Raw genomic sequence first — 21666 nt, 5'->3', positions numbered from 1 at the left:
CGGAGGACTCCCGTGCGTGACCGCAACCGAGAGTGGTGGCCGGACCGGCTCGACCTGGGGGTCCTCCGGAGGCACCCCGCCGCGGGCGACCCGATGGGGCCGGACTTCGACTACGCGGCGGCGTTCCGGACCCTCGATCTCGACGCACTGGCGAGAGACGTCGACGACGTGCTGACGACGTCGCAGGAGTGGTGGCCCGCCGACTTCGGCCACTACGGGCCGCTCGTGCTCCGGATGGTCTGGCACTGCGCCGGGACGTACCGGATCGGCGACGGCCGGGGCGGTCCGGCCGCGGGCATGCAACGCTTCGCGCCGCAGAACAGCTGGCCGGACAACCGCAACCTCGACAAGGCGCGCCGGCTGCTCTGGCCGGTGAAGCGCAAGTACGGCCGCAAGATCTCGTGGGCCGACCTGATGGTCTTCGCGGGCAACCGCGCACTGGAGACAATGGGCTTCACGACGTTCGGCTTCGCGGGTGGGCGCCGGGACGTCTGGGAGCCCGACGACGTCGACTGGGGTTCCGAGCCCGCCTGGCTGGGCGACGAGCGGCACCGCGGCGTCCGGGCCCTGCGGCACCCCCTGGCCGCCGACCAGATGGGCCTCATCTACGTCAACCCGGAAGGACCGAACACCGTCCCGGACCCGCTCACCTCGGCCCGGGACATCCGCGAGACGTTCCGCCGCATGGGGATGAACGACGAGGAGACCGTCGCGCTGATCGCGGGCGGGCACACGTTCGGCAAGACCCACGGCGCCGCCGACCCGGACGCCTTCCTCGGACCCGGTCCCGAGGGGGCCGCGCTGGAGGAGCAAGGCCTGGGCTGGCGCAGCGGCCACGGCACCGGCAAGGGCGCGGACACGATCTCCAGCGGCCTGGCGGGCACCTGGACCCCGACGCCGACGAGCTGGGACAACAGCTTCTTCGAGACGCTGTTCGGCTACGAGTGGGACCTCGAGCTGAGCCCGGCCGGTCTGTGGCAGTGGATCCCGCGCGACGGCGGGGGAGCCGGCACCGTGCCCGACGCCCACGATCCCGCGAAGACGCACGCCCCGGTGATCCTGACGACGGACCTCGCGCTGCGGATGGACCCGGTCTACGAGCCGATCGCCCGGGGTTTCCTGGCGCACCCGGACCGGCTGGCAAGCGCTTTCGCGCGGGTCTGGTTCAAGCTGACGCACCTCGACCTGGGGCCGATCGACCGCTACCTCGGACCGCTGGTCCCGGCGGAGCGGCTGCTCTGGCAGGACCCGGTGCCCGCCGTGGACCACGAGCTCGTCTCCGCGGCGGACATCGCCGCGCTCAAACGGGCGATCCTCGCTTCCGGGCTGTCGGTCGCCGAGCTCGTCTCGACGGCGTGGGCGTCGGCCTCGACGTTCCGCGGTACCGACAAGCGCGGCGGTGCGAACGGCGGCCGCGTCCGCCTCGAGCCGCAGCGCGGCTGGGCGGTCAACGAGCCCGACCGGCTCGCCCGGGTGCTGCGCACCCTGGCGGAGGTCCGGGAAGCGTCGGGCCGGGAGATCTCGCTGGCCGACCTGATCGTGCTCGGGGGCGTGGCCGCCGTCGAGCAGGCGGCCCGGGACGCCGGCCACGACGTCGAAGTCCCGTTCGCGCCGGGACGCACGGACGCGACCCAGGAGTGGACCGACACGGAGTCTTTCGCCGTGCTCGAACCGGTCGCCGACGGATTCCGCAACTACCGGGGGAACGGCCCGCAGGCGGAGTGGCAGCTGGTCGACCGGGCGGACCTGCTCGGTTTGAGCCCGCCCGAGCTGACGGTGCTGGTGGGCGGTCTGCGCGTCATGGGCGCGAACCACCGCCGGTCGCCGCTGGGCGTCTTCACCGCGCGGCCCGGGACGTTGACCAACGACTTCTTCGTGAACCTACTCGACCCGGGTCTGCGGTGGCAGCCCGCCGGGGAGGTCTTCGAGGGACGGGACCGTGTCACCGGGGAGGTGAGGTGGACCGGCAGCCGCGTCGACCTGGTCTTCGGTTCGCACGCCGAACTGCGGGCGCTGGCGGAGGTCTACGCGGGCGACGACGCGGGGGAGAGGTTCGTGCGCGACTTCGTGGCCGCGTGGGACAAGGTCATGAACCTCGACCGGGACGACCTCGGGGTAGCGGGGCCCGATCGGGTGTGAACGGTAGCCGCCGGCGGATGAACGGCACGAGGCCCGCCCGGCCGCCTTGCCCGGCGTAGCTTGATTTTCGCCCATGGAGATCAGGGCGAGGAGGACGAAGGCCGATGACGAGCATCCAAGAGCGCACCGACCTGCTGAACAAGATCGGGTTGGACGCGCAGAACAAAGCATCGCTGGGCGCGGTGCTGGGAACCGGGAACATCGGGCAAGCCACCGAAGGGCCGGACGGCCGCTTGCACGCGACCGTCCGCATCAACCCGGACGAGCTGACCTGGGATCCGTCCATTGTGGTCATGCCCCATGAGGGTGATCTCGAGCTCGAACTCATCAACGACGACCGGAACACGCACTGCGCGCTGCTGCCGAGCAACGGCGACCGGAAGTTCATCTGGCTGGTCAACCATTCCCGGGGCCGCGCGACGCTCAACCTCGACGGGCCGGGCTACTACTGGTTCAGCTCGCCCACGGGCAACGACGAAGGCCGGGGGCTGACCGGCGCGATCGTCGTCCTCGGGGACGCGCCGCCGGAGGCCCGCCTCGACCGACCCCCGCAGCCGCGGCCCTAGTGAGGAGGACGACATGACTGTCGAGTACGTGGACGCGGGCGAGGCCATCGACCAGGCGAAGCTGAGCGGCAAGGTCGCGGGTGGCGAGATCGCGCCGCCGGTGGTGGCGCAGGTCGGGTACGAGCGCATCCTCAACGCCGGCCAGGAGCCCCACAACTGGCTCACCTACTACGGTTCCTACAACGGGCAGCGGTACAGCTCGCTGGACCAGATCAACACCGAGACCGTGAAGCGGCTCACCCCCGCGTGGATCTTCCAGGCCGGGACGACCGGCCTGATCGCGGGCGCGTCGACGTACTCGTTCGAGGCCGCCCCGATCGTCGTCGACGGGATCATGTTCCTCTCCGGCTGGGACGGCTGGGTGTGGGCCCTCGACGCGAAGACGGGGGTGGAGATCTGGCGGTACAAGCACGCGGTGCCCTTCGACGTTTCGCTGTGCTGCGGGAACGTCAACCGCGGCGTGGCGGTGGCCGCGGGCAAGGTCTTCTTCGTCACGGCGAACGCGCGGCTGGTCGCGCTCGACGCCACCACCGGCAAGCGGGTCTGGGTCAAGACCACCGGTGACGTGCGCGCCGGGGAGAGTGCCACGGTCGCGCCGCTGGTCGTGAAGAACCTGGTCATCGTCGGCAGCTCCGGCGGCGAGTTCGGCGTGCGCGGTCACCTCGACGCGTTCGACCTCGAGACCGGGGACCACCAGTGGCGCCTCTACACGGTGCCGAAGCCCGGCGAGCCCGGCTCGGAGACCTGGCCGGCCGAGGGCGAGGCCTGGGCGCGGGGCGGGGCGAACTGCTGGCTCACCGGCACGTTCGACCCGGAGACGAACCTGCTCTACGTGGGCACCGGCAACCCGGCGCCCGACTTCGACGGCGAGGTCCGGGAAGGGGACAACCTCTTCACCGACAGCATCGTCGCCGTCGACGTCGACAGTGGTCAGATCCGCTGGCACTACCAGTGCACACCGCACGACCTGTGGGACTACGACAGCATCGCCGAGTGCATCCTGTTCGAGCACGAGGGACGCAAGCTGCTCGGCCACTTCGACAAGAACGGCTACTTCTTCGTCCTGGACCGCACGGACGGCTCGCTGGTGCGGGTCACCCCCTTCGTGGACCGCATCACCTGGGGCGCGATCACCCGGGACGGGAAGGTCACGGCCAAGGTCTACCCGGAGAAGGAGGGCGAGCCGGTCCACTTCTACCCGGGCCCGGCGGGTGCCAAGGAATGGACCCACGCGTCCTACAGCCCGAAGACGGGGCTGTTCTACGTCCCGGTGCAGGACACCGGGGCCACGGCCACCCGGCGGCGCCGGGAGTTCCGGGAGAGCATCCCGTACTGGGGTGCGGGCGTCGCGGTGGACATCGACGACATGGCCGGTTCGGTAAGCGCTTTCGACGCCGATGGCGAGGAGAAGTGGCGCTGGCGCAACGAGCTTCCGATGTGCGCGTCGACGCTGGCCACCGGCGGTGACCTGGTGTTCGCCGGCGAGCCGTCCGGTGAGCTCAACGCGCTGGACGCGCGGACCGGGGACCTGCTGTGGCAGTTCCAGTGCGGCAGCGGTCACCACAGCAGCCCGACGACGTACGCGATCGACGGACGGCAGTACATCGCCGTGCCGGTCGGCTGGGGCGGCTGGGCCGAGGGCTTCCTCCCCGGCATGCTCGGCGCGGGCCACGGCAGCGCCCTGATCGTGTTCGCCCTGCCGGAAACGTCGTGACACCTTGCCTGCGGACCAGGCGGAGGAGGTGAAGTCATGGAGCCTCAAGCCGTTGTGTGGGAGACGCCCGAGTTCGACGAGATCGCCGTCGCGCCCGAGGTGACGATGTACGTCGCCCAGCTGGACGACTAGCGGCCGCGGGACGGCGCCGGGCCAGGGGGTCCGGCGCCGGTTCCGCACGGAAGGAAGGGTGTGATGCGGTGACGACGACAGCCGAGGCGAGCTTCGTCGAGACGTTGCGGGCGCACTCGCGCCGGTACCACGACCAGCACCCGTTCCACGTGCGGATGAACGACGGCCTGCTGAGCCGCGCGCAGATCCGCGGCTGGGTGGCCAACCGCTTCTACTACCAGGAGAACATCCCCCGCAAGGACGCGGCGATCCTCGCCGGCTGTCCCGACGTCGAGGCCCGCCGCCGCTGGATCCGGCGGATCACCGACCACGACGGCCGGCAGGCCGGCGAGGGCGGGATCGAGGCGTGGCTGCGTCTCGGCGAGGCCGCCGGGCTGACCCGCGAAGAGGTCCAGGACCACCGGCACCTGGTGCCCGGGGTGCGGTTCGCGGTCGACGCGTACGTGACCTTCGCCCGGACCCGCCCGTGGGTGGAGGCGGTCGCGTCGTCGCTCACCGAGCTGTTCGCGCCCGATCTGATGGCGCAGCGGCTGGCCGCGTTCGAGCGGTGGTACCCGTGGCTCGACCCCGCGGGGCTCGCCTACTTCCGGACCCGCCTGGAGCAGGCCCCGCGCGACTGCGAGCACGCGCTCGAGGTGGTCACCGAGCACTGCCGGTCCGCCGAGGCCCAGGCCCGCGCGGTCGACGCGCTGTCGTTCAAGTGCGATGTCCTGTGGAGCCTGATGGACGCCATCGACCGGGCCTACCCGGAATGAGCGTGTCCACAGTGGACCGTCCCCGCCTGGCTCGCCACGTCCGGATGAGCTTCGACCGGGCCCGGCAGCGGCACGTCCTGCTGCTCCCCGAGACGGTCGTGGTGCTGAACGGCAGCGGCGCGGACATCCTCGAGCTGTGCGACGGGCGGCGCACCGTGGCCGAAGTCGTGGCCGAGCTGGGGGTGCGGTACGGGAGCGTCCCCGATGACGAGGTGCGGCGGTTCCTGACGCGGCTCGTCGCCCGGCGCTGTGTGGAGCTCGCCGATGGATAGCCCGTTCGGGCTGCTGGCCGAGCTCACCTACCGCTGCCCGCTGGCCTGCGCGTACTGCTCGAACCCCGTGAACCTGGCCGACTACGCCGACGAGCTGACCACCGGCGAATGGCGGCGCGTGCTGGGCGAGGCCCGTGATCTGGGCGTGCTGCAGTGCCACCTGTCCGGCGGGGAACCGCTGCTGCGGCGCGACCTCGTCGAGATCGTCGCGGAGGCCCACGAGCTCGGCCTGTACACCAACCTCGTGACCAGTGCCCTCGGGCTTTCGCGAGAGAAGGCGGAGCGGCTGCGGGACGCCGGCCTGGACCACGTGCAGGTCAGCGTCCAGTCCGACGAACCCGTGCTGTCCGACCGGATCGCCGGGACCACCTCCTTCCGGCGCAAGGTCGAGGCCATGCGCGTGGTCAAGGAGCTGGGCTGGCCGCTGACCCTGAACGTGGTGCTGCACCGGCAGAACATCGGCCGCGTCGCCGAACTGCTCGCGCTGGCCGAGGAGGCCGGCGCCGACCGGGTCGAGCTGGCCAACACCCAGTACTACGGCTGGGCCTGGCGAAACCGATCCGCGCTGCTGCCGAGCCGGGCCCAGCTCGACGCCGCCGAGACCGTCGTCCGGGAGGCGCGCGAGCGGCTGCGGGACCGGATGGACGTCCTCTACGTCCTGCCCGACTACTACAGCCGCTACCCGAAGCCGTGCATGGGCGGCTGGGCATCCAGGCAGCTGACCGTGACGCCGAACGGCGACGTCCTGCCGTGCCCGGCCGCGCAGTCCCTGCCCCTGCCGCGAGCCAGCGTGCGGGACGACCCGCTGGACCGGATCTGGGCCGAGGCGCCGGTCATGACGGCGTTCCGGGGGACGGACTGGCTGCCGGATCCCTGCCGCGGCTGCGACCGGCGGGAGCTCGACTTCGGGGGCTGCCGGTGCCAGGCGTTCCAGCTCACCGGCGACGCCGCGCGCACCGACCCGGTCTGTCACCTCTCGCCCGACCACGACCTCGTCGCGCGGGCGGTCGAAGAGGCGAACGCCGCCTCCGTCAGTCCGCCTCCACTGGTGCCCCGCCGAAGAAAATGAAGCTGAGGGCCCAGTAGGCGATGTAGAGCGCGAGCAGCAGGAACCCGTGCCAGCGCCGCAACCGGCGGGTGGAGAGGAAGTACGCCGCGAGGCCCGTCATGCCGACGAGCACCGGCAGGTGCCAGGAGAGGACGTCGTCGTCGACGGCGATGCTGCCTCCCGCGAGCAGGATGATGCCGAGCTTCGCGGTCACGCCGAAGACGACGCTGCCGATGACGTTCCCGACGCCGAGATCGGGCGCGCCCTTACGGGTGGGTTCGACGGTCAGGAACAGGTCCTCGAGGGTGAGCACGAGGGTGGCGATCGTGGCGCCGAACAAGGCGCCCTGGATGTGGTAGTCCTCCAGGATCCCTTGGGTGCCGTAACTGGTGATGGCGGCGCCGGCGACGAGCCCGGCGAGCGCGGCGACGGCGAACCCGATCGCGGCCCAGCCGGGGAGCGGGCGGCCCTTGCCGAACGGCATCGTCACGGCGAAGGGGGGCTTGTCGGTGGGCACGTCGCTCGTCGGCGGGGGCCCGGACGGCGCGCCGACCGCCAGCTTCTCGAGGATTTCCGCGTTGCGGAAGACCGGCGTGGAGCGTTTGAGTTCCCGGACGGTCACATAGCCGATGAAAGCCACGAAAAGCAGCACGAGCACGACGCCGTAGACCGGCGTGAGGGGCTGGAAGACGACGAACGGGATCAGCACCAGCGGCGCGGCGGCGAACAGCGCGAGGTACGGGCGCGGGATATCCACTTTCGTCGGCGAAATGATCGCGGCGAGGGCGAGCACGATTCCGATCATCGAGATCGCCGTGCCGAAGACGGTTCCCAGCGCGACGTCGCTGAGATCTTCGACGTTCAGCGCGACGCCGAGGGCGACGTCGTCGAATTCGATTCCGGTGAAGATGATCGCGAGCAGGAAAACGGAGACGCGCAGCCCGGCCGCCGCGCCCACGAGGTAGACGATCAGCCTCTCCGCGCTGTAGATCAGCAAAGTCGCACCGACGACGAACAGCACGATCGACATTGCCGGAGTTCCCTTCCGAGAAGGCCCCCGTATCCGATCATCGCAGGTCGGCGCCGTTCCGGCCATGCTTTCCCGCTCGCGTGAAAACGAGAGCAGGAAAACGTCCCGTTCGCGGACGGAATCCTACGATTTCCGCTGCGGTCGATCGCGCCCGGCACCGGCATTAGGATCCAGGGGTGACCGGCTCGTTCTGGTGGGATCTCCTGATCGGTGCCGCCTCGGCCTTACTGGTGGCCTGGCTCGCGCTGGTCGTGGTCCTGATCGTGGTGCGGCCACGGGGCGGTCTGCTGCGGGAAGCGTTGCGGCTGCTGCCCGACGTGCTGCGCCTGGTCCGCGCGCTCGCCACGGACCCGGCCCTCCCCCGCGGGATCCGGATCCGGCTGGGGCTCCTGCTGGCCTACCTGGCCTTCCCGATCGACCTGATTCCCGACGTCATCCCGGTCCTCGGTTACGCCGACGACGCGATCGTCGTCATCGCGGTGCTCCGCGGCGTCATCCGCCGCGCCGGGCTCGACGCCGTGCGGGCGCATTGGCCCGGCACGGACGACGGCTTCGCCGCTCTCACCCGCCTGGCCGGGTTGGACCGTTCAGCGTGACGACTGGACTCAGCTGCTACTCCTCGGGGAGCCAGCCCCACGGGTGGGGCGCCTCCGCCGGTTCCACCACCGACCCCGCCCGCACCGTCAGCACCGGCGAGAACGACTGCTTCACCCGCAGTGTCCCGCCGAAGGAGTCCGAGACCGTCCAGTCCCCTTCGGACAGTGCCAGTACCGAGATGTCCGCCGTCCGGCCGACCGCGAGGGTTCCGCTGCGGTCGGCGATGCCCGCCGCCGCCGCGGGGCCCGACGTCGTCATCCGGACGACTTCCTCGACGGTGAAGCCGAGCGCCAGGTAGCGGCTCATCACCTCGGTCAGGGAGAAGACGATCTGGCGCCGCCCGGTGAGCGTCAGGTCCGTGCTCACCGCGTGCAGCGGCACCCCCTGGTCGAGCACGCGCCGCGCCACCTCGAAGGACAGGTTCTTGCAGCCGTGCGCCGCGTCGAACAGGACGCCGCGGTCGGCGGCCGCGTGGACCTCCGGGTGGACGCGGCCGCGAGCGTCCAGCACGCCGCCCGGGTTGGCGGTGTACACGTGCGTGACGATGTCGCCCGGGTCCAGCAGGTCCATCGTGTCCGGGCCCAGCCGCGGGCCGCCCGGGCCGTCGATGTCGCCGATGTGCACCATCAGCGGCACGCCGAACTCCCGCGCCACCGTGCGCGCGGTGCGGAGCATGTCCAGGCCCGCGACCTGCAGCGCGGGGGAGACCAGCCGGACCTTGATCCCGCGCACGAGGTCCGGGTGCGCGGCCAGGACGCGCCGGACGCCGCCGGGGTCGAGGTCGGAGGCCGCGGCCACGTCGGGGCGGGCGGCGAGGCCGTTGTGTCCGATGTGGACGAATGGCACGATCTCCGTGCGGCTGCCGGGGATCAGCTCCGCGAACTCGGCGAAGTTGGCGGGTCCGGCGCTGCCCGCGTCGACGACCGTCGTGACGCCGGAGAGCACGCCCGCGACGTCCGGGAGCACGCCGAGGTGCGTGCCGGGGGCGAAGACGTGCGTGTGCAGGTCGACCAGCCCCGCCGTGACCAGGTGGCCGCGGACGTCGACCACGCGGCCGGCGGTGCGGTCGAGGTCCGGGCCGATGGCCGTGACGGTGGCGCCCGTCACGGCCACGTCGAGCCGGCCGGCCCCGGCGACCTCGCCGCCGGTGAGCAGCAGATCCGGTGCCGTCATCGGGTGGCGTCGCTGACCACGAGGAGACCGTCGAGCGGGATCGCACGGCCGGCGGTGACCAGGACCGGGTTCAGCTCCAGCACGAACCCCCGCCACGGCAGCCCGGCGACCAGCCGCGAGAACCGCACGAGGAACGCGGCGGCCCGCGCACCCGCTTCGGCGAGCGGCAGTCCCTTCGGCTTGCCGGTGGTCCGCAGCCGTTGCAGCAACGCCAGTGCCGCGTCCTCGTCGAGCGGCGCGAGGGCGAAACTCAGGTCGTCGATCAGTTCGGTGGCGACCCCGCCCGCGCCGCACGACACCACGGGTCCGAACACCGGGTCGCGGAACCCGGACACCAGCAGCTCCGTGCCCGTGGGCGCCGACTGCTGCACCAGCACGCCCAGCAGGTCCGCGCCCAGCGCCGCGGTGCGGGTGGCGAACTCCCGGAACGTCCGTTCGGCCGTGGCCCGGTCCGCCACGTCGAGCCGGACCAGCCCGGCGGCCGCGCGGTGCGTGATCTGCGGCGACAGCACCTTGAGCACCACCGGGAAACCCAGCCCCGCGGCCAGGTCCGCGGCCTCCTCGGGGGAGTGCGCGGTGGCGCTGCGCAGGACGTCGAACCCGGCTTCGGAGAGCAGCCGGTGCACCTCGTGCTCGGCCACGACCTCGCCGTCACCCACCGAGGGCAGCTCCGGCACCTCGACCGCGGTGACCAGCCGTTTTGCTTCTGCGGCCAGCGTGGGGTCCGCCGTGCGGAGGGGACGGGTCAGCAGGCCCAGCGTCTCCACCGCCACGCGCTGGTCGGCGAACACGTGCAGGCCGGCGTCGTGGTAGAGCTTCCGGGCGACCCCGTCCTCCCGCGAGTACACGGCGACGGCGATCCGGCCGTCGCGGTGCAGGTCGATCACCGGCCCGGCCAGGTCGTGCGGGTGCACGGTCTCGCCGACGCCGAACTGCGTGAGGACGACGTCCGCCTCCCCGGACCGCGCGATGACGTCCAAAGTGGACGGCAGCTGCGCCCGCCACCGCTCCTGGACGTAGGCCTCCGGCGTGAGGTCGATCGGGTTCTTCGCCGACGCGATCGCCGGCATGGTCGGCGCGAGCGCTTCCCGGGTGGCCGCGGACAACGCCGGCACGTCGAGCCCGGCGATCCCGCACTGGTCGGCCGCCAGCACCCCGGAACCGCCACCGTGCCCGATGATCACCACCCGCCGCCCGCGCAGCGGCGGGAGCCCGGCGCGCCCGTGGAGGTACTTCGCGGTCTCCAGCAGCTGTTCGACGGAGTGCACCTGGATCGCGCCTTCGGCCTCCAGCAGCGCGTCCCACACCCGCGTCTCGCCCGCCAGCGCCCCGGTGTGCGCGGCGATCGCGGCGGCGCTGGCCGCCGAGTGCCCGACCTTGAGCACGAGCACCGGTTTGCCCAGCTCACGCGCCCGGCGCAGGGTCGCGGCGAACCGCGCGCCGTCGCGCACGCCCTCCAGGTAGGCCAGCACGATCTCCGTGCCCGGGTCCTCGACCACGTAGCCGAGGAGGTCGACGACGCCGAGGTCGACCTCGTTGCCGCTGCTGATCATGTACCGGAACCCGATGCCGGACTCCTGGGACCACGCGTGCGCGTTCGCCGCGAGCCCGCCGCTCTGGCTGACCATGGCGATCCCGCTGGTCAGCAGCCGGTCGGAGGCGCCAAGCCAGGTCGCGAACGTGCCGGTGAAGCCGACGGCGGTGTTCACCACGCCGAGACAGTTCGGCCCGACGAGCCGCACGCCGGTCTCGCGCACGGTTCTGGTGAGCTCCGCCTGCAGCCGCGCACCCTCGGGACCGTTCTCGCTGAAGCCGCCGGCCCACGCGATCGCGCCGGGGATCCCGGCCGTGTGCAGCTCCCGCACCGCGCCCGCCACCCCGGCCGCGCCGAGGCCGATGATCGCGACGTCCACCTCGGGCGGCAGCTCGCCGATCGACCGCACGGCCGGGTATCCGGCGACGGTTTCCGCGGTCGGGTGCACGGGGTGGACGCTGCCGCGGAAGCCGAACTTGCGCAGCAGCGCCGCGGCCGTGCCGCCCCGGTTGCCCGCCCGGTCGCTGGCCCCGATCACCGCGACCGAGCGCGGGGCGAGGATCCGGCCCAGCACCTCGTGATCCGGCCCGGCGCTCACCGGCCCTGCCAGACGGGCGTGCGGCGCTCGACGAACGCGCGGCTGCCCTCCTTCGAGTCGTCGGTCCCGGCGACGTCCCGGTCGAGCTGCCGGGCGTACTCGTCGAGCGCGGGGTTGACCGACGAGATGCGGTACAGCCGCGTCGCCGCCTGCACGGCGCTCGGCGATCCCGCGACCACCATCGCGGCCAGCTCCTCGGCCTTCGCGAGGATCTCCTCCTGCGGCGCGACTTTGTTCACGATGCCCTGCTGCAGGGCTTCCGGCGCGGTCAGCCGGCCGTTGCACAGCGTCAGGAACGCCGCCGTGGCGCGGGGGAGCGCGAGGTACTTCGCCTGGGGCGAGCCGAGCCGCCCGACGTTGGTGTGCTGGTCGCCGAGCCACGCGTCGTCGGCCATCACCCGCAGCTGGCACTGCATCGCCAGGGTCAGGCCGACGCCTACCGCGAACCCGTTGATCGCCGCGATCAGCGGCTTGTCGAGCTGCGCGTCGTAGGGCATCCCGCCGCCGCCCCAGAAGTAGTCGGCGTTGCCCGGGTTCTCGTGCGGGGTCTGCTCGCCGCGAGCCTGGTAGCCGGCGAGGAACTTGATGTCGCGGCCCGCGCAGAACGCCTTGCCCGCCCCGGTCAGGATGCCCACGTGCACGTCCGGGTCGCGCTGCATGTCCAGCCAGACGCGCCGCAGGTCCTGGTAGGCGTAGGTGTGCAGGGCGTTGCGGACCTCGGGCCGGTCGATCGTCACGTAGGCGACGTGGCCCTTCTTCTCGTAACGCACGAACTCCAGGCCGGTGGGTGCGGCGGTGGGGTCGTAGGACATCGCGGTCTCCTCTCGGGAAGGGGTGTTCAGAGCTGGCGGAGGAACGCCCGCGCACGTTCGGTGCGCGGGGCCTCGAAGAACTCGCCGGGTGGCCCGGCCTCCAGGACGTGGCCGTCGGCCAGGAACACGACCTGGTCGGACACGTCACGGGCGAACCGCATCTCGTGCGTGACCACGACCATCGTCATGCCGTCGGCGGCCAGCTCCCGCATCGCGCGGAGGACCTCGCCGACGAGCTCGGGGTCCAGCGCCGAGGTCGGCTCGTCGAACAGCATCACGTCGGGCTGCTGCATCAGCGCCCGCGCGATCGCCACGCGCTGCTGCTGCCCGCCGGACAGCTGCCCCGGGTGGTGGTGCGCCCGGTCCTTCAGCCCGACGCGGTCGAGGATGCCGAGCGCGCGTTCCTCGGCCTCCTCACGGGTGTGCACGCGGTGCAGGAGCGGGGCGAGCGTGAGGTTGCCCAGCGCGGTGAGGTGCGGGAACAGCTCGAAGTGCTGGAACACCACGCCGAAGCGGCGGCGTTGCGCGAGCAGCCGTTTGCGCGGCAGCTCGTGCAGCTTCCCGCCGCGCACCTCCCGCCCGACGATCTCGCCGTCGAGCAGCACGTGCCCGCGGTCCGGGGTGAGCAGGCCGTTGACGCACCGCAGGAGCGTGCTCTTGCCCGACCCCGACGGCCCGATCAGGCAGGCGACCGCACCCTCGGCGAGGGAGAAGTCGACGGCGTCGAGGACCGGGGTGTCGCCGAAGCTCTTCGAGACGCCGACGACCTCGAGCAGGCCGTCGCCGGATTCCGGGTGGTCCCGCGTGGCGGGGTCGTGGTCATGCGCTGCGAGCACCGGAACTCCCTTCGGTGGTGGCGGTCGTGACCGCGCGGAGGCGGCGGCGGTAGGCGCCGGCCCGGCGTTCGAGGTAGCGCTGCCCGAGCGCGGCGAGGCTGGTCAGCGCGAGGTACCAGATCGAGGCGACGAAGAGCATCTCCATCGTCGCGAGGTTCTGCGACGCGATCTGCTCGGCGACGCCGAGGACTTCGGTGCCGGCGATCGCGTACACCAGCGACGTCGACTTGAGCAGCATCACGAAGGTGCTGCCGGCCGGCGGGATCATCACCGCGATCGCCTGCGGCAGCACGACCTTCCGCTCGATCTGCCACGTGCTCAGCCCCATCGCGGCCGCGGCCTCGCGCTGCGAATCCGGCACCGACTGCGTGCCCGAGCGGACGATCTCCGCGAGGTAGGCGCCTTGCTCCAGCGACAGCGCCACGCCGCCCGCGACCATCGGCACGAGGACCGAGTTGGTGGGCACGGACCAGAAGCTGATGTCGGTGAACGGGATCCCGATGCCCAGCCGGGGCAGGAACAGCGCGAAGTTGCCGAAGATCAGGATGAACACGATCAGCGGCACGCTGCGGAAGAACCACACGTACAGCCAGCTCGCCGTCCGCGCCACCGGGTTGCGGCTGACCCGGGCGTACCCGACGACCACGCCGATCACCGACGCGATCACGAACGACACGAGCGCCAGCGCGATCGCGCCGAGCACACCCTCGAGGATCCGCCAGTCGAACAGGTACCGCACGATCACCACGAGGTGGATGTTGTCGTTGTGCAGCAGCGTGTTCAGGATGATCAGCAGCACGATCGCCAGGGCCAGCCAGGAGATCCAGCGGCCGGCCGGCGACCGGGTCGCGTGCAGCTGCGGGACGGGGTCGGCGCGGGTGAACCGCGGGCCCGCTTCGACGGTGCTCACCGCGTGGCCTGGTTCAGCGTCGCGGTGTCGACCAGCTGGTTGCGCGGCAGGCCGAACTTGGTGAGGATCTGGGCGTAGGTGCCGTCCTTGACCATCGCGTTCACCGCCGCCTGGAACGCCTTCGCCAGCTCGGGCTGGTCCTTGGCGATGGTGAAGCCCTCCAAGCCTTCGTCGATCGCCGCCGCGATCGCGTCGCTCGACTTGGTGGCCACGAGCTTGCCCTGCGACTGCTGCGCCGTGTAGACGACGGTCGGGGTCGGGATCATGCCGCCGTCGACGCGGCCCGACTGCACGGCCAGCACGATGTCCGCGGTGGCCGAGAGCCCGATCATCACCGGCGCGGGCAGCCCGCCCTGCGTGCAGTGCTTCGCGATGTCCTGGAAGATCGCCACGGTGGCGGCGGCCGCCTTGCCCAGGCCGATGTTCTTGCCGCACACGTCGTCGAGCGTGGTGAACTCACCCGCCTTCGCCGACGTGGCGAGGATGCCCTGCAGGTTCTTGAACGCGCCGACCACGTTGGCCTTCGCGATGATTTCGGCGTTGGCGGCGCTGGCCGACCCGCTGACGACGATCTTGCCCGCCTGCATCGCGGGCAGCTGGTCGGGGTAGAGCACCTGCTGCCACGTGACCTTGAGCCCCAGCTTGCCGGCCGCCTGCTCGACGAGCTCGACGACCGCGCCGGTCGGGGTCTTGGTGCCGGCGACGTACATCGCCATCGGCGCGGCCTGGAAGTTGGCGCCGCCGTCGATGGTCCCCTTCGCCGCGATGTCCGCGGGCACCATCGCCTTGAGCGCCGGATCGGCCGCGGCGGGCGCCACGGAAACCGGCGCGGTGGGGCCCGCCGGACCGGTGCCCCCGACCGGCGTGTCCTGGTTCGTGCAGCCGCTCACGACGGCGGCCACGGCTACGCTCGCCAGGAGCGCGGGCACGAGCTTTCTCATGGGGACTCCTCTGGTCGACGACGGTGTCGAGCGGGATTGCCTGGCAAATCTGGTCTGACCTGATCGGCCCGCGACGGCGGCCGCTGGCCTAGACTGGCCGGGTCCCGCGACCGCGGTGACCCCCGTGACCCCAGGAGGTACCCCCGGTGTCGTCGGTGCTCGGAGCCCCGTCGCTGGTGGAGTCGCTCAGCCAGGCGCTGCGCCAGCAGATCATCCGCGGCGAGATCGCGCCCGGGCTGCGGCTGACCGAGGCGTGGGTCGCGGGCCGCTTCGACGTCGCGCGCCCCACCGCGAAGGCCGGCCTCGACCGGTTGTGCGCGGAGGGCGTCCTGCGGCGCGGGCCGCGGCGCAGTTCGATCGTGCCGCAGCTGTCGGCGCAGGACATCGTCGACATCTACTTCAGCCGTGAGCCGGTCGAGACGCTCGCCGTGCGCACGCTGGCCGGCACCAAGTCCGTGCCCGCCGGCGCGCAGCAGGCCCTGAACATGATGCGCCTGGCCGCGGAGCAGGCCGCGCACTCCGACCACACCGAGGCGGACGTCGCGTTCCACCGCGCGCTCGTCGGCGCGGTGGGCAGCCCGCGGCTGGAACGCATGCACGGCACCGTCATGGGCGAGGCCCAGCTGTGCATCGCGCAGGTCCGGCGCACCGCGTCGACCGACCTGGCCGGGCTGACCGACAAGCACGCGGCGATCCTCGACGCCATCCGCGCCGGCGATTGCGCTTCGGCCGAGGACGCGATGCGCGCCGACCTGCACGGCTGCCGGGACATGCTGCTGGCGGACGCCGCGAAACGCGCGTGACGGCCTCATCGGCTCAGCCTCGGTAACCCGGCGAGCCAGCCGAACGAGTCCTCGGTGACGGTGGTCGGCTTGTACTCGCACGCCACGGTGCCGCGATACCCGTGCTGCCACAGGGTTTCCAGGGCGCCGGCGAAGTCGACGCCGCCGGTGCCGGGTTCGCCGCGGCCGGGGGAGTCGGCGAGCTGGACGTGCGCGATCAGCCCGGCGTGGGCGGCCGCGACCCCGTTCAGGTCGTCGCCGCTCGTGGCGAGGTGGAAGGTGTCGAAGAGCAGGCCGATCGCGGCGGAACCGGTGGTGGCGCGGACTTCTTCGACCACCGCGACGGCGTCGGCGGCGGTTTCCAGCGGATAGGCGCCGTTCAGCCCGCGGCCCAGCGGTTCGACCAGCACAGTTCCGCCGAGGTCGCCAAGCCGTCGCGTCGCCTGCGCCAGGTTTTCCCGCGCCACGGCGTCCTCCGCGGCGGGATCGGCGTGACGCTGGCCGTAGAGGGCGTTGAAGGCTCGGCAACCGGTCCGTTCGGCGATCGTCGCGACGAGGTCGAGGTTCGCGGAGAACTCGTCGCGGCGCCGGGGGTTCGAGACGATGCCGCGTTCACCGCCGGGCATGTCGCCGGCGAAGAGGTTGAGGCCGGTCAGGCTGGTGCCCGCGTCGGCGAGGGCGGCGGCGAAGGCGTCCACATCGGACTCTTCCGGCACGGCGACCGGCCACGGCCACCACGTCTCGACCCGGCTGAACCCGGCGTCCGCCGCGCGCTGGAAGCGGTGCAGGTACGGGACTTCCGTGAACAGCAGGGAGACGTTCGCCACCAAGGGCAGGGTGCCGGTCATCGGTCGCTCCAGCGGTCGTGGCCGGACAGCGCGGCGACCTGCTTCAGCAGCGCCGAGTGGTCCGAGTCGCCGTGACCCGCCGCGCGCAGCGCCGCCATCAGCTGGGCGACCAGGGCGCCGGCGGGGGAGAAGACGTCGTGTTCCTGGGCGGCCGCGCCGTAGATCCGGAGGTCCTTGTGGTGCAGATCGACGCGGAACCCGGGTGCGAAGTTCCCGTCCAGCATCGCCTTTCCCTTGCGGGACAACACGGTGCTGCCGGCCAGACCGCCGCCCAAGACGTCGAGCGCGGGTGCGAGGTCGACGTCGTGCACGTCGAGGAACACCAGCGCTTCGGAGACCAGCTGGAGGGTCCCGGCGACGAGCAGCTGGTTCGCGGCCTTGACCGTCTGTCCGCTGCCGGGCCCGCCGACCAGCACGATCGTCTTGCCGACGGCTTCGAGCACCGGCCGCGCGCGCTCGAGTGTCTCCGGAGCCCCGCCGCACATGATCGACAGTGAACCGTCTTTCGCGCCCGCTTCGCCGCCGCTGACCGGGGCGTCGAGCATCGCCAGCTCCGCTTCGGCGGCGCGCTCGTGCAACGCGGCGGCCGCGCCGGGCTGGATGGTGCTCATCTCCAGCAGGAGCGTTCCTGGTGCCACCGCTGGGAAAACCGTCTCGTAGACCGCCTGGACGTCCGGGGTGTCGGGCAGCATCGTGACCACGGCCTCGGCGCCGTCGAGTGCTTCCGCGAGCGAGGGGGCGAGCGTGCCCCCGGCGTCGGCGAGCGGACGGCCGCGCTCGGCGGTCCGCGTGAACCCGGTGACCTCGAAGCCGGCTCGGACGAGGTTGAGGGACATCGGGAGTCCCATGACCCCCAAGCCGACGACCGCGATGCGCACGCTGTCTCCCTTCGGCGGAAGCCGGGCCCCTTCGGTGGTGACCCGGTCGCGGCTCAGCCTTCCTCCGGATGAGCCTGCTGGTCAAGTACTTTTGTCAGGTAAATTTTGCCAGGCAAAATACCGGCGCGCGTGACGGTATGACCTCGGGGGAAACGAGGTCCGATGGTGTTGTTGCCGCAGGTCAGTGACCTGTGAGGGGCCTAGTCGTCGTCGCCGCTGATCGAGAACGACCGCCGGCGCCGGGTGATGGCGGCGAGGTCGGCCTCGATCGCGGAGGCGGTCCTGGTCAGGGGTTCCAGCAGCTGGTCGCGCATCTCGTCCACGGACCGCCGCGACGAGTGCATCGACACGTTGAGCGAGGCGCTCACCGTGCCGTCCGGCTCGTGCAGCGGGACCGCGATCGAGCGCAGGCCCAGGTCCAGCTCCTGGTCGACGATCGAATAGCCGTCCGCCAGGGTCCGGTCGAGGATCGCGCCCAGCTTCGCCGGGTCCTCGACCGTGCGCGGGGTGAACGGCTGCAGCTCGGCACGCGCCAGGTAGGCCGCGCGCCAGTCGTCGGGCTGGTGGGCGAGCAGCACGCGGCCCATCGACGACGGGTGTGCGGGGATCCGGCTCCCGATCGTCACGTTGAGCGCCATGATGCGCCGCGCGGCGGTGCGGACCAAGGCGACGTACAGGATGTCGTCCTCTTCCAGCACGCACAGCGCGGCCGAATCGTCCACTTCGGCCACGAGCTGTTCCATGTGCGGGGTCGCGACTTCGGCGAGCCCCTGGCTGGACAGGTACGCGTTGCCCAGTTCGAGGACCCGCGGCCGGAGCCGGAACCGCTTGCCGTCGGTGTGCACGTAGCCGATCTCGGCCAGGGTCAGCAGGAACCGCCGGGCCGCGGCGCGCGTGACGCCCGCCAGCTCGGCGACCTCGGTCAGCGTCAGCTCCGGTCCGCGGCCGTCGAACGCGCGGATCACGGCGAGGCCGCGTTCGAACGACTGGACCAGGTCGCCCTTGCTGATCGGGCTTCCGCTGCCGGCCACTGTCACCTCCAGGTCTGGGCTGAGGTCCCGGGAACTCTCGCACGAGCTCCCCGTGCCGCGGGCCCCGGTCCGATTCTTGACACGGGTTCGGAGGATGGCGCACAGTTTGTGCGAGCATCGCCATGTTGTGCGATCTCCGCACAAATACAGGGTGCACTACCGGGCGGCCGGACGTCAAGCGGTCCGACCGTCCAGGAAGGACAGCCGATGCCCACTCCCACCGGCCGGAAACCCGCGCGCGTCGTCGTGTCCGGGCTGACCGTGACCATGCACCTGAAGGACCGCAGCTTCGACGCCGTCCAGGACGCCTCCTTCACCATCGAACCCGGGCAGACCCTGGCCATCGTCGGGCCGTCCGGCTGCGGGAAGACCACGTTGCTGAACGTCCTCGGCGGCTTCACCCGCCCGACCGCCGGCGAGGCGCTGATCGACGGCGACCCGGTCGGCGCGCCGGACGAGAGCCGGGCGACGGTGTTCCAGGCGGACGCGGTGTTCCCGTGGCTCACCGTGCGCGGCAACCTCGAGTACGGGCCGCGGATCCGCAAGGCGCAGGACGCGGCGTCCCGGGCGCGGGTCGAGCACTTCCTGTCCGTGCTGGGACTGGAGCAGTTCGCCGACGAGTTCCCGAAGGTGCTCTCGGGCGGCATGCGCAAGCGCGTGGACGTCGGTCGTGCGTACGTCAGCGACCCCCGCGCGATCCTGCTCGACGAGCCGTTCGGCGCGCTCGACGAGATCACCAAGGAGCAGCTGCAGGACGAGCTGGTCACCCTCAGCGCGTCCGACCCGAAGACGCTGGTGTTCATCACCCACGACATCGAAGAGGCGATCTACGTGGGCGACATGGTGGCCGTGATGACACCGCGGCCCGGCCGCATCCGCAAGATCCTCGACATCCCCTTCGCCCGGCCGCGGCCGGAGAACCTCCGGATGGAGCCCGAGTTCCAGGAGCTGCGCCGGGAGATCCAGTCGCTGCTCCGGTCCGAGTGACCCGCTGTCCGCCGAACAGAGCCGTTCGAGAGTGAGAAAGCCATGACCCAGCTGGACATCCCGCCGGTGCGGACCGTGCCGCCGGCGCAGCGCCCCCGGCGCCGGCCGAACATCCGCATCCTGAGCGTGCTCGCCGTGGTCTTCGTGCTGGCCGCGTGGTACGTGCTGACCGACCTGCTCCGGGTCGTGCCCGAGCTGTACTTCCCGTCGATCGCCTCGACGATCGAAGCAGGCCAGACGCTCGGGGTGAACCTCGCGCTGGACTTCGGCTCCACCGCCTACCGGATGCTCTTCGGCTGGGTGCTCGGCTGCGCGCTGGGCATCCTGGTCGGGCTGATCATGGCCCGCAGCCGGATCGTGTACTTCTCGGCGAACCCGCTGATCGAGATCCTCCGGCCGGTGCCGCCGATCGCGCTGATCCCGTTCACCATCCTGTGGTTCGGGCTCACCGACACCCAGCGCATCGCGCTGAGCGCCTTGCCGTGCTTCATGACGCTGGCGGTCACCACGATGGAGGCCGCGAAGAACGTCAACCCGCTGTTCGTGCGGGCCGCCCAGTCGCTCGGCGCGACGCCCAACCAGATCTACCGGACGGTCGTGCTGCGCGCGATCCTGCCGAACCTGGTGGCCTCGCTGCGGATCGCCGCCGCCCTCGCATGGGCGGTCGTCGTCTCGGCCGAGTACCTCGGCGCGCAGAACGGCATCGGCTACCTGATCCTGCAGGCCAGCAACTCGCTCAACACGTCCGTGGTGCTGATCGGCACCGCGACCGTGACGATCGGCGCGTTCGTCTTCGACCAGATCCTGCGCCTGATCACGAAGTTCCTCACCCGGTGGGTCGACCGCATGGCCTGACCCGGATCCCGACCCACACACCGAGGAGATCGATGAGGACGAACAAGCGCCTCGCCGCGCTGGCCCTGACCCTGGGCTTGGTCACCGCCCTGGTGACGGGCTGCCGCTCGGCCGCCGACGCGGGCGCGCCCATCGCCGGGTGCGCTAAGACGACGAACATCCAGATCGCGACCACGCCGTACCAGGACTCGCTGATCATGAGCCTGGGCACCCAGCTCGGCTGGTACCGGCAGGCCTGCCTCAACGTCACCTTCCAGAACGTGGCGCTGACCACCATCGCGAAGATCGTCGCGAGCGGGCACGGCGCGCCGGTCGGCTGGCGGACGTCGTCGGAGATCAACCAGGCCCAGCACCTCGCGCCCGACCTCGGCTACCTGTACCCGTGGGACATCTGCAGCAGCTGCTCGGCGCTGATGGCCCGGCCGGGCAGCGGCCTGAAGAGCTACGGCGAGTTCGCCGCGTCCGGGATGAGCCGTGCGGCCGCGATCGCCGCGGTGATCGACGAGCTGCACGGCAAGTCGATCGTCACGACGTTGAAGAACAGCCGCGCCGAGGTCATCCAGAGTGCGATCCAGGGACAGGGCAAGCCGCTGGACTGGGCGAGCTACGTCGACCTCGACCCGGCCAGCGGGTACACCGCGTTCCTGGCCGGCACCGGCGACACCTACATCGCCGGGCTGCCGCAGCAGCAGCCGCTGGCGGACAAGGGGTACACGAACCTGCTCACCGGTTCGGAGCTGTCCCCGCCGCCGCTCAACGGGTTCCTCACGACCAAGGCGTACTGGACCGAGAACAAGGACGCGCTGCTCGCGCTGATCCGCGTCACGTTCATGGCGATCCGCTACACCGACGCGAACCGCGAGGCCGTCGCGAAGTACGTCTCGCAGACCTACAACAAGCAGACCGGCTCGACGCTGACCGTCGCCGACTTCGACCGCTATTGGCAGAAGCTCGAGACCTACCCGGTGAACGCCGGGGACGCGCGGAAGCTGATGTTCACCCCGGGCGCGCCCGCTTACTGGCGCGCGATCTGGGACGAGGACAACAACTACTTCTTCGGCACCACCCACAGCATCCCCGAACCGGCGCCGGCGTCGGCGTTCCTCGGGGAAGAGGTTCAGCAGGCGTACGTCGCGAAGTTCGGCGCGGGGGAGACGGGGTGGTGGAAGGCAACCGGGAGCCTGTGACCGCAAGGGGGTTCGGCCGATGACGTTCGAAAGCTCCAAGG

General features: G+C 71.5%; 22 protein-coding genes. 12 read left to right on the top strand and 10 right to left on the bottom strand.

Annotated elements, in window-relative coordinates:
• Positions 1–12 precede the first annotated feature (12 nt).
• From katG to pqqE, 7 genes are all read left to right on the top strand, one after another.
• The gene (katG, locus tag AB0C38_RS13275; RefSeq protein WP_360671391.1) at positions 13–2139 is read left to right on the top strand and encodes a catalase/peroxidase HPI; all 2127 of its coding nucleotides are present in this window, start codon (positions 13–15) and stop codon (positions 2137–2139) included.
• 104 nt (positions 2140–2243) lie between these two features.
• On the top strand, positions 2244–2705 hold the full coding sequence (locus AB0C38_RS13270; RefSeq protein WP_360671388.1) for an MSMEG_3727 family PQQ-associated protein: 462 nt from the start codon (positions 2244–2246) through the stop codon (positions 2703–2705).
• 13 nt (positions 2706–2718) lie between these two features.
• On the top strand, positions 2719–4419 hold the full coding sequence (locus tag AB0C38_RS13265) for a PQQ-dependent dehydrogenase, methanol/ethanol family (protein WP_360671386.1): 1701 nt from the start codon (positions 2719–2721) through the stop codon (positions 4417–4419).
• 36 nt (positions 4420–4455) lie between these two features.
• A complete protein-coding gene (pqqA, locus tag AB0C38_RS13260; RefSeq protein WP_360671383.1) occupies positions 4456–4551 on the top strand; it encodes a pyrroloquinoline quinone precursor peptide PqqA in 96 nt (31 codons plus the stop codon).
• Positions 4552–4619: 68 nt separating this feature from the next.
• Positions 4620–5306 carry a pyrroloquinoline-quinone synthase PqqC gene (pqqC, locus tag AB0C38_RS13255; protein ID WP_360671380.1) on the top strand — a complete coding sequence of 229 codons (687 nt, stop codon included), beginning with the start codon at positions 4620–4622 and terminating at the stop codon, positions 5304–5306.
• A gap of 11 nt (positions 5307–5317) precedes the next feature.
• Positions 5318–5578 carry a pyrroloquinoline quinone biosynthesis peptide chaperone PqqD gene (gene pqqD, locus AB0C38_RS13250; protein WP_360671376.1) on the top strand — a complete coding sequence of 87 codons (261 nt, stop codon included), beginning with the start codon at positions 5318–5320 and terminating at the stop codon, positions 5576–5578.
• Positions 5571–6647, top strand: a complete 1077-nt coding sequence (gene pqqE / locus AB0C38_RS13245) for a pyrroloquinoline quinone biosynthesis protein PqqE (RefSeq protein WP_360671373.1) — start codon at positions 5571–5573, stop codon at positions 6645–6647. Before pqqD ends, pqqE begins: the two co-directional genes overlap by 8 nt.
• Here the strand turns inward: pqqE and AB0C38_RS13240 are convergent.
• On the bottom strand, positions 6610–7656 hold the full coding sequence (locus AB0C38_RS13240) for a sodium:proton exchanger (protein ID WP_360671370.1): 1047 nt from the start codon (positions 7654–7656) through the stop codon (positions 6610–6612). The genes pqqE and AB0C38_RS13240 overlap by 38 nt on opposite strands.
• A 176-nt stretch (positions 7657–7832) precedes the next feature.
• Between AB0C38_RS13240 and AB0C38_RS13235 the strand changes: the two genes are divergently transcribed.
• Positions 7833–8252, top strand: coding sequence for a DUF1232 domain-containing protein (locus AB0C38_RS13235; RefSeq protein WP_360671367.1), 420 nt, complete (start codon positions 7833–7835; stop codon positions 8250–8252).
• Positions 8253–8268: 16 nt separating this feature from the next.
• Here the strand turns inward: AB0C38_RS13235 and AB0C38_RS13230 are convergent, their stop codons facing one another.
• The 6 genes from AB0C38_RS13230 to AB0C38_RS13205 are packed head-to-tail and all read right to left on the bottom strand — an operon-like array spanning position 8269 to position 15057.
• Positions 8269–9426 carry an amidohydrolase family protein gene (locus tag AB0C38_RS13230; RefSeq protein ID WP_360671364.1) on the bottom strand — a complete coding sequence of 386 codons (1158 nt, stop codon included), beginning with the start codon at positions 9424–9426 and terminating at the stop codon, positions 8269–8271.
• A complete protein-coding gene (locus AB0C38_RS13225) occupies positions 9423–11558 on the bottom strand; it encodes an acetate--CoA ligase family protein (RefSeq protein WP_360671362.1) in 2136 nt (711 codons plus the stop codon). The genes AB0C38_RS13230 and AB0C38_RS13225 overlap by 4 nt, the downstream gene beginning before the upstream one ends.
• The gene (locus tag AB0C38_RS13220; protein WP_360671359.1) at positions 11555–12370 is read right to left on the bottom strand and encodes an enoyl-CoA hydratase-related protein; all 816 of its coding nucleotides are present in this window, start codon (positions 12368–12370) and stop codon (positions 11555–11557) included. The genes AB0C38_RS13225 and AB0C38_RS13220 overlap by 4 nt, the downstream gene beginning before the upstream one ends.
• A 26-nt stretch (positions 12371–12396) precedes the next feature.
• Complete coding sequence (locus AB0C38_RS13215) at positions 12397–13206, bottom strand: amino acid ABC transporter ATP-binding protein (protein WP_360671356.1); 810 nt, start codon at positions 13204–13206, stop codon at positions 12397–12399.
• Entirely contained in the window at positions 13190–14116 is a 927-nt protein-coding gene (locus AB0C38_RS13210; protein ID WP_360671353.1) for an amino acid ABC transporter permease, read from the bottom strand. The genes AB0C38_RS13215 and AB0C38_RS13210 overlap by 17 nt, the downstream gene beginning before the upstream one ends.
• Entirely contained in the window at positions 14113–15057 is a 945-nt protein-coding gene (locus tag AB0C38_RS13205; RefSeq protein WP_360671350.1) for a transporter substrate-binding domain-containing protein, read from the bottom strand. Before AB0C38_RS13205 ends, AB0C38_RS13210 begins: the two co-directional genes overlap by 4 nt.
• A 146-nt stretch (positions 15058–15203) precedes the next feature.
• Between AB0C38_RS13205 and AB0C38_RS13200 the strand changes: the two genes are divergently transcribed.
• Positions 15204–15860 (top strand): GntR family transcriptional regulator, encoded by a 657-nt coding sequence (locus tag AB0C38_RS13200; RefSeq protein WP_360671347.1) that lies wholly within the window; start codon positions 15204–15206, stop codon positions 15858–15860.
• A gap of 5 nt (positions 15861–15865) precedes the next feature.
• Here the strand turns inward: AB0C38_RS13200 and AB0C38_RS13195 are convergent, their stop codons facing one another.
• The 3 genes from AB0C38_RS13195 to AB0C38_RS13185 form a co-directional block, all read right to left on the bottom strand.
• Entirely contained in the window at positions 15866–16687 is an 822-nt protein-coding gene (locus tag AB0C38_RS13195) for a TIM barrel protein (RefSeq protein WP_360671344.1), read from the bottom strand.
• Positions 16684–17565: an NAD(P)-dependent oxidoreductase gene (locus tag AB0C38_RS13190; protein ID WP_360671341.1), complete on the bottom strand. Its 882-nt coding sequence runs from the start codon at positions 17563–17565 to the stop codon at positions 16684–16686. The genes AB0C38_RS13195 and AB0C38_RS13190 overlap by 4 nt, the downstream gene beginning before the upstream one ends.
• Before the next feature lie 200 nt (positions 17566–17765).
• Positions 17766–18596, bottom strand: coding sequence for an IclR family transcriptional regulator C-terminal domain-containing protein (locus tag AB0C38_RS13185; protein WP_360671338.1), 831 nt, complete (start codon positions 18594–18596; stop codon positions 17766–17768).
• A gap of 207 nt (positions 18597–18803) precedes the next feature.
• Here AB0C38_RS13185 and AB0C38_RS13180 point away from each other — a divergent pair, with 207 nt between their 5' ends.
• The 3 genes from AB0C38_RS13180 to AB0C38_RS13170 are packed head-to-tail and all read left to right on the top strand — an operon-like array spanning position 18804 to position 21625.
• Positions 18804–19583, top strand: a complete 780-nt coding sequence (locus AB0C38_RS13180; protein WP_360671335.1) for an ABC transporter ATP-binding protein — start codon at positions 18804–18806, stop codon at positions 19581–19583.
• Positions 19584–19625: 42 nt separating this feature from the next.
• The gene (locus AB0C38_RS13175) at positions 19626–20438 is read left to right on the top strand and encodes an ABC transporter permease (RefSeq protein WP_360671332.1); all 813 of its coding nucleotides are present in this window, start codon (positions 19626–19628) and stop codon (positions 20436–20438) included.
• Between the two features lie 32 nt (positions 20439–20470).
• Complete coding sequence (locus tag AB0C38_RS13170) at positions 20471–21625, top strand: hypothetical protein (protein ID WP_360671329.1); 1155 nt, start codon at positions 20471–20473, stop codon at positions 21623–21625.
• The last annotated feature ends 41 nt before the right edge of the window (positions 21626–21666 follow it).

The organism is Amycolatopsis sp. NPDC048633, assembly GCF_040650695.1.
Classification (GTDB): Bacteria; Actinomycetota; Actinomycetes; order Mycobacteriales; family Pseudonocardiaceae; genus Amycolatopsis.
This window is presented reverse-complemented; position numbering and strand designations above follow the sequence as displayed.